Source organism: Plantactinospora sp. KBS50, assembly GCF_002285795.1.
Lineage (GTDB): Bacteria > Actinomycetota > Actinomycetes > Mycobacteriales > Micromonosporaceae > KBS50.
In genome coordinates this window covers 2,587,199-2,603,397 of record NZ_CP022961.1, presented here as the reverse complement: position 1 = coordinate 2,603,397, position 16,199 = coordinate 2,587,199, and the positions used below count along the sequence as shown (strand labels likewise).

The 16,199-nt window shown below is 72.6% G+C and carries 13 protein-coding genes and 2 pseudogenes; 1 reads left to right on the top strand and 14 read right to left on the bottom strand.

Annotation, left to right across the window (positions count from 1 at the left end; translation table 11 throughout):
• Positions 1–37: 37 nt before the first annotated feature.
• From metK to pyrR, 13 genes and pseudogenes are all read right to left on the bottom strand, one after another.
• Positions 38–1,231, bottom strand: coding sequence for a methionine adenosyltransferase (metK, locus tag CIK06_RS11580; protein WP_095564836.1), 1,194 nt, complete (start codon positions 1,229–1,231; stop codon positions 38–40).
• 109 nt (positions 1,232–1,340) lie between these two features.
• Positions 1,341–2,543 (bottom strand): bifunctional phosphopantothenoylcysteine decarboxylase/phosphopantothenate--cysteine ligase CoaBC, encoded by a 1,203-nt coding sequence (gene coaBC, locus CIK06_RS11575; RefSeq protein WP_095564835.1) that lies wholly within the window; start codon positions 2,541–2,543, stop codon positions 1,341–1,343.
• Positions 2,544–2,548: 5 nt separating this feature from the next.
• Entirely contained in the window at positions 2,549–2,812 is a 264-nt protein-coding gene (gene rpoZ, locus CIK06_RS11570; RefSeq protein ID WP_095564834.1) for a DNA-directed RNA polymerase subunit omega, read from the bottom strand.
• A 64-nt stretch (positions 2,813–2,876) separates the two neighbouring features.
• Positions 2,877–3,484 (bottom strand): annotated as a pseudogene (gmk, locus tag CIK06_RS11565) (guanylate kinase).
• Between the two features lie 26 nt (positions 3,485–3,510).
• Positions 3,511–3,828 (bottom strand): integration host factor, actinobacterial type, encoded by a 318-nt coding sequence (gene mihF / locus CIK06_RS11560; protein WP_095564832.1) that lies wholly within the window; start codon positions 3,826–3,828, stop codon positions 3,511–3,513.
• A 170-nt stretch (positions 3,829–3,998) separates the two neighbouring features.
• Positions 3,999–4,841 (bottom strand): orotidine-5'-phosphate decarboxylase, encoded by an 843-nt coding sequence (gene pyrF / locus CIK06_RS11555; protein WP_095564831.1) that lies wholly within the window; start codon positions 4,839–4,841, stop codon positions 3,999–4,001.
• Positions 4,842–4,881: 40 nt separating this feature from the next.
• Positions 4,882–6,156 (bottom strand): adenosylmethionine--8-amino-7-oxononanoate transaminase, encoded by a 1,275-nt coding sequence (locus CIK06_RS11550; RefSeq protein ID WP_095564830.1) that lies wholly within the window; start codon positions 6,154–6,156, stop codon positions 4,882–4,884.
• 40 nt (positions 6,157–6,196) lie between these two features.
• Entirely contained in the window at positions 6,197–7,255 is a 1,059-nt protein-coding gene (locus CIK06_RS11545) for a quinone-dependent dihydroorotate dehydrogenase (protein ID WP_095564829.1), read from the bottom strand.
• Between the two features lie 37 nt (positions 7,256–7,292).
• The gene (carB, locus tag CIK06_RS11540; RefSeq protein WP_095564828.1) at positions 7,293–10,691 is read right to left on the bottom strand and encodes a carbamoyl-phosphate synthase large subunit; all 3,399 of its coding nucleotides are present in this window, start codon (positions 10,689–10,691) and stop codon (positions 7,293–7,295) included.
• Positions 10,684–11,913, bottom strand: a complete 1,230-nt coding sequence (gene carA / locus CIK06_RS11535) for a glutamine-hydrolyzing carbamoyl-phosphate synthase small subunit (protein ID WP_095564827.1) — start codon at positions 11,911–11,913, stop codon at positions 10,684–10,686. The genes carB and carA overlap by 8 nt, the downstream gene beginning before the upstream one ends.
• 13 nt (positions 11,914–11,926) lie before the next feature.
• Positions 11,927–13,225, bottom strand: a complete 1,299-nt coding sequence (locus tag CIK06_RS11530) for a dihydroorotase (RefSeq protein WP_095567743.1) — start codon at positions 13,223–13,225, stop codon at positions 11,927–11,929.
• A 17-nt stretch (positions 13,226–13,242) separates the two neighbouring features.
• A complete protein-coding gene (locus CIK06_RS11525) occupies positions 13,243–14,196 on the bottom strand; it encodes an aspartate carbamoyltransferase catalytic subunit (protein ID WP_095564826.1) in 954 nt (317 codons plus the stop codon).
• Positions 14,193–14,785 (bottom strand): annotated as a pseudogene (gene pyrR / locus CIK06_RS11520) (bifunctional pyr operon transcriptional regulator/uracil phosphoribosyltransferase PyrR). Before pyrR ends, CIK06_RS11525 begins: the two are co-directional and overlap by 4 nt.
• Before the next feature lie 304 nt (positions 14,786–15,089).
• Between pyrR and CIK06_RS11515 the strand changes: the two are divergent.
• A complete protein-coding gene (locus tag CIK06_RS11515) occupies positions 15,090–15,578 on the top strand; it encodes a transcriptional regulator (RefSeq protein ID WP_095564825.1) in 489 nt (162 codons plus the stop codon).
• Positions 15,579–15,785: 207 nt separating this feature from the next.
• On the opposite strand, the gene nusB is transcribed toward CIK06_RS11515, so the two are convergent.
• The gene (nusB, locus tag CIK06_RS11510) at positions 15,786–16,196 is read right to left on the bottom strand and encodes a transcription antitermination factor NusB (RefSeq protein ID WP_198348202.1); all 411 of its coding nucleotides are present in this window, start codon (positions 16,194–16,196) and stop codon (positions 15,786–15,788) included.
• Between the last annotated feature and the right edge of the window lie 3 nt (positions 16,197–16,199).

Sequence of the window (16,199 nt, the reverse complement as noted above, 5' to 3'; positions counted from 1 at the left end):
CCTTCGGCGGGCTGCCGGTCGCCGTGCGGATCGCCGGTCAGGCTCCCGCGGCCGACTTCAGGTCGCCGGCCCGGTCGGTCCCCTCCCAGGTCAGGTCGGGCAGTTCCCGCCCGAAGTGGCCGTACGCGGCGGTCTGCCGGTAGATCGGGCGGAGCAGGTTCAGGTCCCGGATGATGGCCGCCGGGCGCAGGTCGAACACCTCGCCGATGGCCCGCTCGATCCGGTCCACCGGCACGTTCTCGGTGCCGAACGTCTCGACGAACAGGCTCACCGGGTGCGCCTTGCCGATGGCGTACGCGACCTGCGCCTCGCACCGCTCGGCCAGGCCGGCCGCCACCACGTTCTTGGCCACCCAGCGCATCGCGTACGCCGCCGAGCGGTCGACCTTGGACGGATCCTTGCCCGAGAAGGCCCCGCCGCCGTGCCGCGCGTACCCGCCGTACGTGTCAACGATGATCTTGCGTCCGGTGAGGCCGGCGTCGCCCATCGGGCCGCCGATCTCGAACCGGCCGGTCGGGTTGACCAGCAGCCGGTAGTCGCCGGTGTCCAGACCCAGCCCCTCCAGTTCCGGGGCGATCACGTGCTCGCGCACGTCCGGGGTGAGCAGCGACTCCAGCGAGATGTCCGCGGCGTGCTGGCTGCTGACCACCACCGTGTTGAGCCGGACCGGCCGCAAGCCGTCGTACTCGATGGTGACCTGGGTCTTGCCGTCCGGTCGCAGGTAGGGGATGGTGCCGTCCTTGCGGGCCGAGGACAGCCGGCGGGACAGCCGGTGCGCCAGCGCGATCGGCAGCGGCATCAGCTCCGGCGTCTCCGAGCAGGCGAAGCCGAACATCATGCCCTGGTCGCCGGCGCCCTGCGCGTCCAGCGCGCTCTCGGAGTATCCGGTGCGCAGCTCGAAGGCGTTGTCCACGCCCTGCGCGATGTCCGGCGACTGGGCGCCGATCGAGACGCTCACCCCGCAGGAGGCGCCGTCGAAGCCCTTCTTCGACGAGTCGTAGCCGATGCTGAGGATGGTCTCCCGCACGATCGTCGGAATGTCGGCGTACGCCTGGGTGGTGACCTCGCCGGCGACGTGGACCTGACCGGTCGTGATCAGTGTCTCGACGGCGACCCGGCTGCGCGGGTCCTGGCTGAGCAACGCGTCGAGGATTCCGTCGCTGATCTGGTCGGCAATCTTGTCCGGGTGGCCTTCCGTGACCGACTCGGAGGTAAACAGGCGGCGTGCCACGGCGCTCCTCATTGTCGACAGCTCTTGGCGGCAGTGTAAACACCGCCGCCGACCTTTGCCGCAGGCTACCGCGCCGGCATCCGGAGCGGCCGGAACTTGGCCGCGACGGTCACCTGTCGGACAGTCGGGCGACCACCAGGTCCCAGACCCGGTCGGCGAGGTCCTCCTTGGCCTGCTCGGGCAGTTCGAGGCGGGACCCGTCGGCGCCCAGCACGATCGCGGCGTTGGTGTCGGCGCCGAACACCCGGTCCTCGCCGACCACGTTCACCACGATGAGGTCCGCCTTCTTGCGCGCCAGCTTGCCGCGCGCGTTGGCCTCGGCGTCGGTGGTCTCGGCGGCGAACACCACGAGCACCTGGCCCGGTGTACGGCGCTCGCCCAGCTCCGCCGCGATGTCGGGGTTGGTGACCAGCGGGAGGGTCGGCGCCGATCCGTCGCCCGCCTTCTTGATCTTCTCGGCGGCGTACGTCGCCGGCCGGAAGTCCGCCGGCGCGGCGGCCATCACCACCGCGTCGGCGCCGGCCGCGGCCTCGACGGTGGCCGCCCGAAGCTCCGCCGTGGTGCCCACCCGGACCAGTTCGACGCCGGCCGGCTCGGCGAGCGTGACGTTTGCAGTGACAAGCGTCACCTTCGCGCCGCGGGCCACGGCGGACCGGGCGAACGCGTACCCCTGCTTGCCGGACGAGCGGTTGCCGAGGAAGCGGACCGGGTCCAGCGGCTCCCGGGTGCCGCCGGCGGTGACCACCACCCGGCGGCCGGCCAGGTCCGCCGTGCCGGCCGGGCGGGCCAGCGCCCGGCGGGCCACCGCGAAGATCTCGGCCGGGTCCGGCAGCCGGCCCTTGCCGGTGTCCGCTCCGGTCAACCGGCCGCTGGCGGGCTCGATCACCAGGACGCCCCGGCGGCGCAGGGTCGCGACGTTCTGCACGGTGGCCGGATGCTCCCACATCTCGGTGTGCATGGCCGGGGCCAGCACGACCGGACAGCGGGCGGTCAGCAGGATGTTGGTGAGCAGGTCGTCGGCGAGGCCGTGCGCGGCGCGGGCCAGCAGGTCCGCGGTGGCGGGGGCCACGACGACCAGGTCGGCCTGCTGGCCGAGCCGTACGTGCGGCACCTCGTGCACGTCGGACCAGACGTCCGAGGCAACCGGCTGGCCGGAGAGCGCGGCCCAGGTGGGCGCGCCGACGAAGGCGAGCGCGGACGCGGTCGGCACCACCCGCACGGAGTGCCCCGACTCGGTCAGCAGTCGGAGCAGCTCACATGCCTTGTACGCGGCGATGCCCCCGCCCACGCCGAGGACGACGTGGCCGGGCATCGCGGTTACGGCGCTTCGATCGGCTCGGCGGTGAGCAGGCCGGCGTTGATCTCGCGCATCGCGATCGAGAGCGGCTTCTCCTGCGGGGTGGTCTCGACCAGCGGGCCGACGTACTCCAGCAGGCCCTCGCCGAGCTGGCTGTAGTACGCGTTGACCTGGCGGGCGCGCTTGGCCGCGAAGATCACCAGGGAGTACTTCGAGGACGTCTTCTCGAGCAGCTCGTCGATCGGCGGGTTGGTGATGCCCTCGGGGTTGGCGATGGATCCCACGAAAAAGAACCTCTGTGTCGTCTCGACCGCGCGGCGGACGCGGTGCCGTCCTCGACCGGTGCCCTCAGCCGCCGGAACGCGGCTGGGCCGGGGTCAGAAAGGAATAACCGAGCAAGCCTACCAGTTCCTCCGCTGCCCGCTCGACGAAGTCGTTCACGACGGTCACGTCGAACTCGGGCTCGGCGGCGAGTTCCTCGTCCGCGTGCGCCAGCCGCCGGCGGATCGTCTCCTCGTCGTCGGTGCCCCGGCCGATCAGCCGGCGTTTGAGTTCCTCGACGCTGGGCGGGGCCAGGAAGACCAACTGTGCCTCCGGCATCGCCTGCCGGACCTGCCGGGCGCCCTGCAGGTCGATCTTCAGCAGGACCGGCCGGCCGTGCCGCAGGTGTGCCTCGACCGGCCCGCGGGGCGTGCCGTACAGGTTGCCGGCGAACTCGGCCCATTCGAGCAGTTGCCCAGCGGCCACCATCCGCTCGAACTCGGGCCGGTCGACGAAGTAGTAGTGGACGCCGTCGACCTCGTAGTCCCGCATCCTGCGGGTGGTCACCGAGACCGACAGCCAGACCCAGGGCGAGCGCGCCCGGATCAGCTCGATCACGCTGTCCTTGCCGACCCCCGAGGGCCGGAGAGGACCGTGAGACGGGCTGCCGGGCGCGCGTCGTCATCCATGCTCACTGCTTGTTTCTACACGGTCCCGCGAACTAGTTCGCGGAGAACTCCCCAAGCAGTGCCTTGCGCTGCTGCTCGCCGAGGCCACGCAGGCGCCGGCTGTCGGCGATCTTGAGCTTCTCCATGATCTGTGTAGCCCGGATCTTGCCGATGCCCGGCATCGCCTGCAGGACGGCCGAAACCTTCAGCTTGCCGACGACATCGTCGGACTCCGCCCGCTCCAGGACGGCGGCGAGGGTGGTCTTGCCCTGCTTGAGCTGCTCCTTCAGCTCAGCGCGGGCCTTGCGGATCTCCGCGGCCTTTTCCAGCGCTGCTGCGCGCTGTTCGGGGCTCAATGACGGGAGCGGCACCAGTTCTCCTCAGGTCCCTATCGCGGCGGCCAGTCGAGTCGCCGCATCTGTGAAACATGGTGTGGCTGTGAACCAAAGGGGTACGCGGTTCCCAGCGCCGGGAAAACTAGCGGTCAACGACGGTTTCGGCAACGTGGGCGCGCGGAGATCATGATTTCGTGACCGATTGGTCACTCAGCATCAGGCGCCAGTGCCGCGCGACATTCGGCGAGTACGCGCTCGGCCGCGGCCCGCAGCGCGGCCGGGTCCGGGCCGGCCGACAGCACCTCTCGGGAGTACGAGGGCAACACCGCTGACAGCCGGTCACCGAACACCGTCCGCAGGTCGGCCGCCCGGGCGCCCTGAGCGCCGAGGCCCGGTGCCAGCAGCGGGCCATTGACCCGGGACAGGTCGTGACCGGTCCGCCCGACGGTGGCCCCGACCACCAGCCCGACGCTGCCGAGCGGCTCGACACCCTTGTTGAGCAGGGAAATCTCGTCGATGACGGACTGCGCCACGGTGCGCCCGTCGGCGCCGCGGGCGTGCTGCACGGCCCGGCCCTGCGGATTCGAGGTGAGGGCGAGCACGAACACGCCGCCGCCGTGCGCGGCCGCCAGATCGAACATCGGCGCCAGCGCCCCGACGCCGAGGTACGGACTCGCGGTGATCGCGTCGGCATACAACGGGCTGGATGGATCCAGATACGCCGAGGCGTACGCCGCGACCGTCGAGCCGATGTCGCCACGCTTCACATCGAGCAGCACAAGGGTTTCGCTCGACCGAAAGTGTCGGATAGTTGACTCAAGAATCTCGACGCCTCGTGCGCCGAAACGCTCGAAGAAGGCGGATTGCGGCTTTACCACCGCCACCCGGCCGGCCAGTGCGGTGACCACCGCGGCGCAGAACCGGTCCAACCCGTCGACGCTGTCCGGCAGCCCCCAGCCGGTCAGCAGGGCCGGATGAGGATCGATGCCCACACACAGCGGTCCGCGCCGCTCGATCGCCGCGACCAGCCGTTCTCCGAAGGTCTCCATCGAATCTCGTCTCCTCTCTCCGGCCGTTCCCGGCCGCCGTTCATCCCGCGGCCACCGCCGCCGCGATGCCTTCAGTGATCCGGATCACGTCTGCGTCGCCGGTGACGTACGGCGGCATCGCGTAGACGAGATCCCGGAACGGCCGCAGCCACACGCCGTGCCGCACGGCCGCGTCGGTGGCCGCGGCCAGATCCACCTCGTGATCCAGTTGCACCACCCCGATGGCGCCCAGCACCCGCACGTCGCGCACGCCGGGGGCGCCGGCCAGCGGCGCCAGCCCGGCCCGCAGGCCGGCCGAGATCCGGGGTACGTCCGTGGCCCAGCCGCCGTCGCGCAGCAGCTCGATCGAGGCGTTGGCCACCGCACAGGCCAGCGGGTTGGCCATGAACGTCGGGCCGTGCGCCAACACCCCGCCGGCCGAGATCCCGCGGGCCACCTCCGGGGTGCAGAGCGCGGCGGCGAGGGTGAGATATCCCGCCGTGAGCGCCTTGCCGACGCACATCACGTCGGGGGTCACCTCGGCGTGATCGGCGGCGAACCACCGACCGGTGCGACCAAATCCCGTAGCAATCTCGTCGAAAATGAGTAACACCCCATGCTGCTTGGTTACCTCACGCAACACCTTGAGGTAATAGGGATGGTGGAAGCGCATGCCGCCGGCGCCCTGCACCACCGGTTCCACGATGACCGCGGCCAATTCCCCGGCATGTCGCTCGACCGCCTCGACGAGCGCCGCCGCGTATTCCTGATCGACAGGTGCGTCGTACCCGGCCGGCGGCTCGGCCGTGAAGACCTGCCGCGGCAGCACCCCCGTCCAGAGGTGGTGCATCCCGCCCTCCGGGTCGCACACACTCATCGGGTGGAAGGTGTCGCCGTGATATCCGCCACGCCAGGTGGCCAGCCGGCGCCGCTCGGGGCGACCGCGACCCCGCTGGTACTGCAGGCACATCTTGATCGCCACCTCGACGCTCACCGAGCCCGAGTCGCAGAGGAAGACGTGTTCCAGCCCGGGTGGGGTCAGCTCGACCAGGCTGCGCGCCAGCCGCACCGCCGGCTCGTGGGTGAGGCCGCCGAACATGACGTGGCTCATCCGGCCCACCTGCTCGACCACCGCCCGGTCCAGCGCCGGGTGCCGGTAGCCGTGGATGGCGGCCCACCACGAGGACATGCCGTCCACCAGCTCCCGGCCGTCGGCCAGCCGCAGCCGGACGCCCTGCGCCGCCACCACCGGGTACGGCGGGGTGGTCGAGGGCATCGGGGCGTACGGGTGCCAGACGTGCTCCCGGTCGGTGGCCAACAACTCTTCCGGGCTCACCCGGCGCCTCCTTCGGAGAACGGAACGGCCCCTGTCACCGCTACCGGGGCAGGGAGGGCCCTGTGCTGACACCCGCGGCCGGCGGTGCCGCCGCCGCGGCCCGGGCGACCGCCCGGACCAGTGCCGGCCCCCGGTAGATGAATCCCGTGTAGAGCTGCACCAGGCTGGCGCCGGCGTCGAACATCCGGGCCGCGTCGTCCGGGGCCATCAGGCCGCCCACGCCGATCACCGGCAGGGCGTCGCCCGCCTCGCGCCGGACGAACGCGACCACCTCGCGGGCACGGGCGGCCAACGGGCGCCCGGACAGGCCACCCCGCTGCGCCGCCGCCGGCCGGTCCCGCTCGGCCACCTCCGGCCGGGCCACCGTGGTGTTGGTGGCCACCACCCCGGCCGCGCCGCGCTCCAGGCATACCGCGAGCAGTTCCGCGATCGCCGGCTCGGTCAGGTCCGGGGCGATCTTCACGAGGATCGGCCGCTGCCCCACCAGCGCGCCGAGCAACGCGTCCAGGTGCTCCCGGTCCTGCAACTCCCGCAGGCCGGGCGTGTTCGGCGACGAGACGTTCACCACGAAGTAGTCGCCGTGCTCGCGCAGCGCGCGGTACGAGGCCAGGTAGTCCGCCACGGCACCGTCCAGCGGCGTCACCTTCGACTTGCCCAGCGAGATCCCCAGCGGCACGCCCAGCGGGCGCCGCAGCGCCGCGAGCCGGGCGGCCAGCGCGGCGGCGCCGCAGTTGTTGAAGCCCATCCGGTTGACCACCGCGGCGCTGTCCGGCAGCCGGAACAGCCGCGGCCGGGGGTTGCCCGGCTGCGGGTGCGCGGTGACCGTGCCGACCTCGACGAACCCGAAGCCGAGCGCCGGCCAGGCCGGCAGCGCGACGCCGTCCTTGTCCATCCCGGCGGCCAGGCCGACCGGGTTCGGGAACTCGACGCCGAACACCGTCCGCGGCGCCCGGACCGCGTACCGCCCGCGCAGGGCGGCCAGGGCGGCCCGGTTGCCGGAGAGCGCGGCGAGCCGGCGCAGCGTCCACTCGTGCGCGGCCTCGGCGTCCCCGCCGCCGATCCGGAACAGCCGGGGCCGGACCACCCGTTCGAAGATCACCGCCGGCCTCCGGCGCCCGGTGTGCCGGCGAGGTCGGTCACCGGGCGGCCCGGAGCGCGGCGTGCAGCTCCTGCAACGGCCGGACCGACATCTCGCCCCGGATCAGCGCCTCGATGCCCAGCACCGCGGCCGCCGCCCCGGGCACCGTGGTGATGCACGGGATGTCCGTGGTGACGGCGGCGCTGCGGATCTCGTAGCCGTCGGAACGAGCGCTCGCCCCCGAACCCTGCGGCGTGTTGATCACCAGGTTCACCTCGCCGCCGAGGATCATCGACACCGCGTCCGGCCCGTCCCCCGCCTCCTCGTAGTGCTTGCGGATGACCTGGCAGACGATGCCGTGCCGGCGCAGCACCTCGCCGGTGCCCGCCGTCGCCACGATCGTGAAGCCCAGGTCGGTGAGCCGGCGCACCGGGAAGATCATCCCGCGCTTGTCCCGGTTCGCCACCGAGACGAAGACCGCGCCGCTGGTCGGCAGCGAGCCGTACGCCGCGGCCTGGCTCTTGGCGAACGCGTGCCCGAACCCGGTGTCGATCCCCATCACCTCGCCGGTGGACTTCATCTCCGGCCCGAGCAACGAGTCCACCCCCTTGCCGGCCGGGGTACGGAACCGCTTGAACGGCAGCACCGCCTCCTTCACCGCGATGGGCGAGTCGTCCGGCAGCCGGCCGCCGTCGCCGGTGGCCGGCAGCAGCCCCTCGTCGCGCAGTTCGGCGATGGTCGCGCCGAGCATGATCCGCGCCGCGGCCTTGGCCAGCGGCACCGCGGTGGCCTTCGAGACGAACGGCACGGTCCGGGACGCCCGCGGGTTGGCCTCCAGGACGTACAGCATGTCGTCCTTGAGCGCGTACTGGACGTTGAGCAGCCCGCGCACCCCGATCCCCCGGGCGATGGTCGCGGTGTACCGCCGCACCTCCTCCAGGTACGACCCGGCCAGCGTGATCGGCGGCAGCGCGCAGGACGAGTCGCCGGAGTGGATCCCGGCCTCCTCGATGTGCTCCATCACCCCGCCGAGGTAGACCTCGCCGTCCACGTCGCAGAGCGCGTCGACGTCGATCTCGATGGCGTCGTCCAGGAACCGGTCCACCAGCACCGGGTGGTCCGGGGAGATGTCGGTGGCGCGGCCGATGTACCCGCGCAGCGTCGGCTCGTCGTAGACGATCTCCATGCCCCGGCCGCCGAGCACGTACGAGGGCCGGACCAGCACCGGGTAGCCGATCTCGTCGGCGATCGCCTTCGCCTCCTCGAACGAGGTGGCGGTGCCGTAGGCCGGCGCCCGCAGGCCGGAGCGGTCCAGCAGGGCGCCGAACGCCCCGCGGTCCTCGGCCAGGTGGATCGACTCCGGCGAGGTGCCCACCACCGGCACCCCGGCGTTCTTGAGCCGCCGGGCCAGACCCAGCGGCGTCTGCCCGCCGAGTTGGACGATCACCCCGACCACGCCGGGTCCGCCGGCCGCCCGGCCGGACTCGTCCTCGGCCCGCCACACCTCCAGGACGTCCTCGAAGGTGAGCGGTTCGAAGTAGAGCCGGTCGGCGGTGTCGTAGTCGGTGGACACGGTCTCGGGGTTGCAGTTGACCATCACGGTCTCGAACCCGCCGGTCCCCGGGCCGTCGGAGACCGGGCCACCGCCCGGGGCACCGGGCGCGCCGCGCAACGCCAGGACCGCGTGTACGCAGGAGTAGTCGAACTCGATGCCCTGGCCGATCCGGTTCGGCCCGGAGCCCAGGATCAGCACCTTCGGCCGGGCCGAGGGCAACACCTCGGTCTCCTGGTCGTACGCCGAGTAGTGGTACGGGGTGAGCGCCGAGAACTCGGCCGCGCAGGTGTCCACGGTCTTGAACACCGGGCGCAGCCCGAGCCGGTGCCGCAGCGTCCGCACCCCGTCCTCGCCGGCCAGTTCGGGGCGCAGCGCCGCGATCTGCCGGTCGGACAGCCCGACCCGCTTGGCCCGGCGCAGCAGGTCCAGGTCGAGCACCGAGGCGTCCGCGATCTCCGCGCGCAGTTCCACCAGGGCGGCGATCTGGTCGACGAACCAGGGGTCGATGCCGCCGGAGGCCGCCACCACCTCGCTGATGCCCGCGCCCAGCCGCAGCGCCCGCTCCACGGTGTAGAGCCGGCCGTCGTGCGGCACCCGCAGCGCCGCCAGGGTGTTCTCCCGGGTGGCGCCCGCCGGGTCCGGGGTGGTCCAGAAGCCGGCCGCGGTGGACTCCACCGAGCGCATGGCCTTGTTCAGCGCCTCGGTGAAGTTCCGGCCGATGGCCATCGCCTCCCCCACCGACTTCATCGTGGTGGTCAGCTCGGCGTCGGCGCCCGGGAACTTCTCGAAGGCGAACCGGGGGATCTTCACCACCACGTAGTCCAGCACCGGCTCGAACGCGGCCGGGGTCTCCCGGGTGATGTCGTTCGGGATCTCGTCGAGGGTGTAGCCGATGGCGAGCTTCGCGGCGATCTTGGCGATCGGGAAGCCGGTGGCCTTGGACGCCAGCGCCGAGGACCGGGACACCCGCGGGTTCATCTCGATCACCACGAGGCGGCCGTCGGCCGGGTCGACCGCGAACTGGATGTTGCAGCCGCCGGTGTCGACCCCCACCTCGCGCAGCACGGCGATGCCCAGGTCGCGCAGTTGCTGGTACTCGCGGTCGGTGAGCGTCATGGCCGGCGCCACCGTCACGCTGTCCCCGGTGTGCACGCCCATCGGGTCGACGTTCTCGATCGAGCAGACCACCACCACGTTGTCGTGGTGGTCGCGCATGAGTTCGAGCTCGTACTCCTTCCAGCCGAGCACGCTCTCCTCGATCAGCACCTCGTGCACCGGGCTGGCCGCCAGCCCGGTGCCGGCCAGCCGCTCCAGGTCCCCGTCGGTGTGCGCCATCCCGGAGCCCAGCCCGCCCATCGTGAACGAGGGCCGGATCACCACCGGCAGGCCCACCTCGGCCACGGTCTGGCGGACCTCGTCCATCGAGTGACACACCCGCGAGCGCGGCACCAGCCGCTCCGGCTCCGCCAGACCCAGCCGGGCGCCGGCGCGCACCACGATCTCCTTGAACAGCTGCCGGTCCTCGCCGCGGCGGATCGCGTCGATGTCCGCGCCGATCAGCTCCACGCCGTACTTTTCCAGCACGCCCGACTCGTGCAGCGCGACCGCCGTGTTCAGCGCCGTCTGCCCGCCCAGGGTGGGCAGCAGCGCGTCCGGGCGCTCCTTGGCGATCACCAGCTCCACGTACTCCGGCGTGATCGGCTCGACGTAGGTGGCGTCGGCGTACTCCGGGTCGGTCATGATGGTCGCCGGGTTCGAGTTGACCAGGCTGACCCGCAGTCCCTCGGCGCGCAGCACCCGGCACGCCTGGGTGCCCGAGTAGTCGAACTCGCACGCCTGCCCGATGACGATCGGCCCCGAGCCGATCACCAGCACGTGTCGCAGGTCGGTCCGCTTAGGCATCTGCCCGCCCTCCGTTGGAGTTCCGGCCCTCGATCAACTCGGCGAACCGGTCGAACAGGTAGTCCGCGTCGTGCGGTCCGGCCGCGGCCTCCGGGTGGTACTGCACGGTGAACGCCGGTACGTCCACGGCGCGCAGCCCCTCGACCACGTTGTCGTTCAGGCACACGTGGCTGACCCGTACCCCGCCGAAGTCCGTCTCGACCACCTGGTCGGGCACGACGGGGCCGGCGCCCGGCCCAGTGGGCGCGGCGGCGCCGGGCCGCTGGTCGCCCGGCCGGGCGACCGCACCGGGCGCCTGGTCGCGGCCCGGCCAGGCGACCGCGAAGCCGTGGTTGTGGCTGGTCACCTCCACCTTGCCGGTGGCCCGGTCGAGCACCGGCTGGTTGATGCCCCGGTGGCCGTAGCCCAGCTTGTACGTGCCGAAGCCGAGCGCCCGGCCGAGGATCTGGCTGCCGAAGCAGATCCCGAACAGCGGCATCCGGCGCGCCAGCACCTCGCGGGCCAGCGCCACCGGCTGATCGGCGGTGGCCGGATCGCCCGGACCGGGCGAGAAGAACACCGCGTCCGCCCCGGTGGCCAGCACGTCGGCCATCGTGCTGGCGGCCGGCAGCACGTGGGTGGTGACGCCGCGGGCCGCGAGCCGGCGCGGCACGTTGCGCTTGATGCCCAGGTCGAGGGCGGCGACGGTGAACCGGTGCTGGCCCAGCGCCGGGACCGTGTACGGCTGCGCCGTGCTCACCTCGCCGGACAGGTCCGCGCCGACCATCTGGGGCGACCGGCGGACCCGCTCCAGCAGCGCCTGCGGGTCGTCCTCCAGGCTGGAGACGCCGACCCGCATGGCTCCGCGGGAGCGCAGGTGCCGGGTCAGCGCCCGGGTGTCCACGCCGCAGATCCCGACCACGCCCTCGGCCGCCAGCCGGTCCTCCAGTTCCCCGGTGGAGCGCCAGTTCGAGCCGATCCGCGCGGGGTCGCGCACCACGTACCCGGCCACCCAGATCCGCGACGACTCGTCGTCCTCGCCGTTCACCCCGGTGTTGCCGATGTGCGGCGCGGTCTGCACCACCACCTGCCGGTGGTACGACGGGTCGGTGAGCGTCTCCTGGTAGCCGGTCATCCCGGTGGTGAAGACCGCCTCCCCGAACGTCTCGCCGACGCTGCCGTACGCCTCCCCGTGGAAGGTCCGGCCGTCCTCCAGCACCAGGATCGCGGAACGCCTTCTCATGCCCGACCTCCGATCACTTCACGGCCTTCCCGTCCAGCACCGTGGGCTCGCCGCGCAGGAACGTCGCGACGATCCGGCCCGGCAGCTCCATTGCCGCGTACGGGGTGTTGCGACTGCGGCTGGCCAGCTCGCCCGGGTCGATCCGGCGCCGGGCGGCGGGGTCGACCAGGGTGAACGTCGCCGGCCGGCCCGGCGCCGGGTCGTGCCCGTGCCCGGTCAGCCCGGCGATCCGGGCCGGGGTCCGGGACATCCGCTGGGCGATCAGCTCCCAGTCCGGGCCGAGCACGGCGAGCGCCACCGACAGCGCGGTCTCCAGGCCGAGCATCCCGGGCCGGGCGTACGCCCACTCGCACTCCTTGTCCTCCACGGCGTGCGGCGCGTGGTCGGTGGCGACCACGTCGATCACGCCCTCGACCAGCGCGGCGCGCAGCGCGGCCACGTCGTCCGCGGTCCGCAGCGGCGGGTTCACCTTGTAGACCGGGTCGTACGCCCCGCCCGGCGACCCGCCGGCGATCAGCTCGTCGGTGAGCAGCAGGTGGTGCGGGGTGACCTCGGCGGTCACCGCCACCCCCCGGGCCTTGGCCTGGCGCAGCACCTCCACGCTGCCGGCGGTGGAGACGTGGCAGACGTGCAGCCGGCTGCCCACGTGCTCGGCCAGCAGCACGTCCCGGGCGATGATCGCCTCCTCGGCGACCGCCGGCCAGCCGGCCAGGCCGAGTCGGGTGGCGACCTCGCCCTCGTGCATCTGGGCGCCCTCGGTCAGCCGGGGCTCCTCGGCGTGCTGCGCGATGATCCCGCCGAACGCCTTCACGTACTCCAGCGCCCGGCGCATCAGCCGCGGGTCGGCCACGCAGTGCCCGTCGTCGGAGAAGATCCGCACCGCGGCGGCGGACTCGGCCATCGCGCCCAGCTCGGCGAGGTGCTCGCCGGCCAGCCCGATGGTGACGGCGCCGATCGGCTGCACGTCGACCAGCCCGGCCTCCCGGCCCAGCCGCCAGACCTGCTCGACCACGCCGGCGGTGTCGGCCACCGGCGAGGTGTTGGCCATGGCGCAGACCGCCGTGTAGCCGCCGAGCGCGGCGGCCCGGGAGCCCGACTCGACGGTCTCGGCGTCCTCCCGGCCGGGTTCCCGCAGGTGGGTGTGCAGGTCGACCAGGCCGGGCAGCGCGACCAGGCCGTCCGCGTCCAGCACGGTGGCGCCGGCGGCGGCGATCCCCCGGCCGGCCTCCCGCACCGTGCCGTCGCGCACCAGCAGGTCGGTCGGTTCGGCGTCCAGCACCCGGACGCCCTTGATCAGGTACGCGTCAGTCACGTTGGTCTCCTCGCGTTTCACCGGGCGGCCCTGCCGCCGAGCAGCAGGTACAGCACGGCCATCCGGACGGCCACGCCGTTGGCGACCTGTTCGACGATGGTGGAGCGGGGCGAGTCGGCGACCTCCGGCGCGATCTCCATGCCCCGGTTCATCGGGCCGGGGTGCATCACCACGGCGTGCTCGGGCAGCCGGCGCAGCCGCGGCCCGTCCAGGCCGTACCGGCGGGCGTACTCGCGGGCGGACGGGAAGAACGAGGCGGCCATCCGCTCCCGCTGCACCCGCAGCATCATCACCACGTCCGCGCCGGGCAGCACGCTGTCCAGGTCGTACGACACGTCGGTCACCGGCGCCGTGCCGGGGCCGCCCGCGGCGGCGGTACGGGTGGCCCAGTCCACCGGGATCAGGGTGGGCGGCCCGACCAGGGTGACCTTCGCGCCGAGGGTCGCCAGCAACTGCACGTTGGAGCGGGCGACCCGGCTGTGCAGGACGTCGCCGACGATCGCCACGTGCAGGCCGGCGATGCGGCCCAGCCGGGACCGCATCGTGTACGCGTCCAGCAGCGCCTGGGTGGGGTGCTCGTGCGTGCCGTCGCCGGCGTTGACGACGCTGCCGTCCACCCAGTCGGCCAGCCGGTACGGCGCCCCCGAGGCCGGGTGCCGGACCACCACGGCGTCCGCGCCCATCGCCTGCAGGGTGAGCGCCGTGTCCTTGAGGCTCTCGCCCTTGGAGACGCTGGAGCCCTTGGCCGAGAAGTTGATCACATCGGCGGAGAGCCGCTTGGCGGCCGCCTCGAACGAGATGCGGGTGCGGGTGGAGTCCTCGTAGAAGAGGTTCACCACGGTCCGGCCGCGCAGCGCCGGGAGCTTCTTGACCTCCCGGCCGGTGACGCTGGCCATCTCGGCCGCGGTGTCCAGGATCAGGGTGGCGTCCTCGGCGCCCAGGTCGGCGCCGGAGAGCAGGTGCCGGATCATGACGGCCGCCCCGCGTCGGCGGCGAGCAGCCGGACCTCGTCGGTGCCGTCGGTCTCGGCCAGCGTCACCCGGACGCTCTCGGCCAGCGCCGTCGGGATGTTCTTGCCCACGTAGTCGGCGCGGATCGGCAGCTCGCGGTGCCCGCGGTCGACCAGCACCGCGAGCTGCACCGAGGCCGGCCGGCCAAGATCGTTGAGGGCGTCCAGGGCGGCCCGGACGGTGCGGCCGGAGAAGAGTACGTCGTCGACCAGGATCACCCGCTTGCCGTCGACGCCGCCCGGGGCACCTCGGTGGGGCCGACCGCCCGGATGGCGTTGCGGCGCAGGTCGTCCCGGTAGAGCGTGACGTCCAGCACCCCGACGGGCAACTCGACGTGTTCGAACGCGGCGATCCGCGCGGCCAGCCGGCGGGCCAGCGGACCGCCCCGGGTGGCGATGCCCAGCAGGACCGCGTCGGCGGCGCCATGGGTCTTTTCGAGGATCTGGTGGGCGATCCGGTCCAGGACGCGAGCGATGTCGGCGCTCGTCAGGATCACCTTCACGGACGGTGGTGACGCTTGTTGATCTCGGGCGGCCCTCGGATAGGCCACGGCGGACCTCCTTCCCCGCCTCACGGGACGGGTCGTTAAAGGATGTCGAAAACGGCCTGCTCACCCGCTCAGGCCGGGGCTCGGCGCCACGTTACCAGCGCCTACCTCCATATCCCGGGTCGGCCACCCGTAACCGGTCAGAAATCACTGATCCCCTGGTCAGCAGGGCGAAATGACCGATTCGCGAGGGCTCCTCGGAAACCGACCGGTAGCCAGCACTTGACCACGTGTCGCAATCCCCGTACCGTCACGCTCCGTAGCGATCGCTGGGATGAACCCCCAAGCCAGCACTGGGAGTGACCGAATGCCGTCTGAGTACGCCAAGTCGTTGGGCGCCCGACTGCGCTCCATCCGCCAACAGCAGGGGCTGTCCCTGCAGGGCGTGGAGGAGAAGTCGAACGGGCGCTGGAAGGCCGTCGTGGTCGGCTCGTACGAGCGGGGCGACCGGGCGGTCACCGTGTCCCGCCTCGCCGAGTTGGCCGACTTCTACCGGGTCCCCGTTTCGGAGCTGCTGCCCGACGGCAGCGGTGTCCGGCACGAGCCCACCAACAAGATCGTCCTGGACCTGGAGCGGCTGTACGACGAGGCGTCGGAGGAACTGGCCTACGTCGCCCGGTACGCGCGGGCCATCCAGCAGCAGCGGGGCGACTACAACGGCCGCGTGCTGTCCATCCGCGCGGACGACCTGCGGGCGCTGGCGATCGTGTACGACGCCTCGCCGTCCGGCCTGATCGAGCGGCTGACCGAGCACGGCGTGCTGGTGGCCGACCCGCGGGCGCTGTTCGCCTCCTGACCCGCCCCGGGCCGGGCGCCTCCACCGGCCCACCGGCGGCACCCCCGGCCCGGGAACACCCCCGGCGCGCCGGACCGGTCGCGCCCTGCGGCACGCCGGGCCGGCAGCGCCACCGGTACGACGAAGCAGCACCACCGGTACGACGAAAACGAGGCCCCGGGGCGATCCCCCGGGGCCTCTTCGCGTGCGCCGCCCGGCGCGCGACGATCAGCGGGTGGCGTACTCCGCGATCCGGCCGAGCATGCCGTTGAGGAACCGGGGCGAGTCGTCGGTCGACATCTGCTTCGCCAGCTCGACCGCCTCGGTGATCGCCACCGCGTCGTCGATCTCGTCGACGTACAGCAGCTCGTACACCGCGATCCGGGCCAGGTTCCGGTCGACCACCGGCATCCGGTCCAGCGTCCAGCCCTCGGCGTAGCTGGCGATGATCTCGTCGATCCGGTCGAGGTGCTGCGCCGCGCCCTCGACCAGGCGCACCGCGTACCCGAGGTGGTCGGGCCGGGGCTGGGCGATCCGCTCGACGTAGCCGGCCAGCACCTCGATCGGCGGCTGACCGCGCAGGTCGGCCTCGTAGAGCACTTCCAACGCCCGCTTGCGCGCCTTGCGGCGGGCGGGCATCTG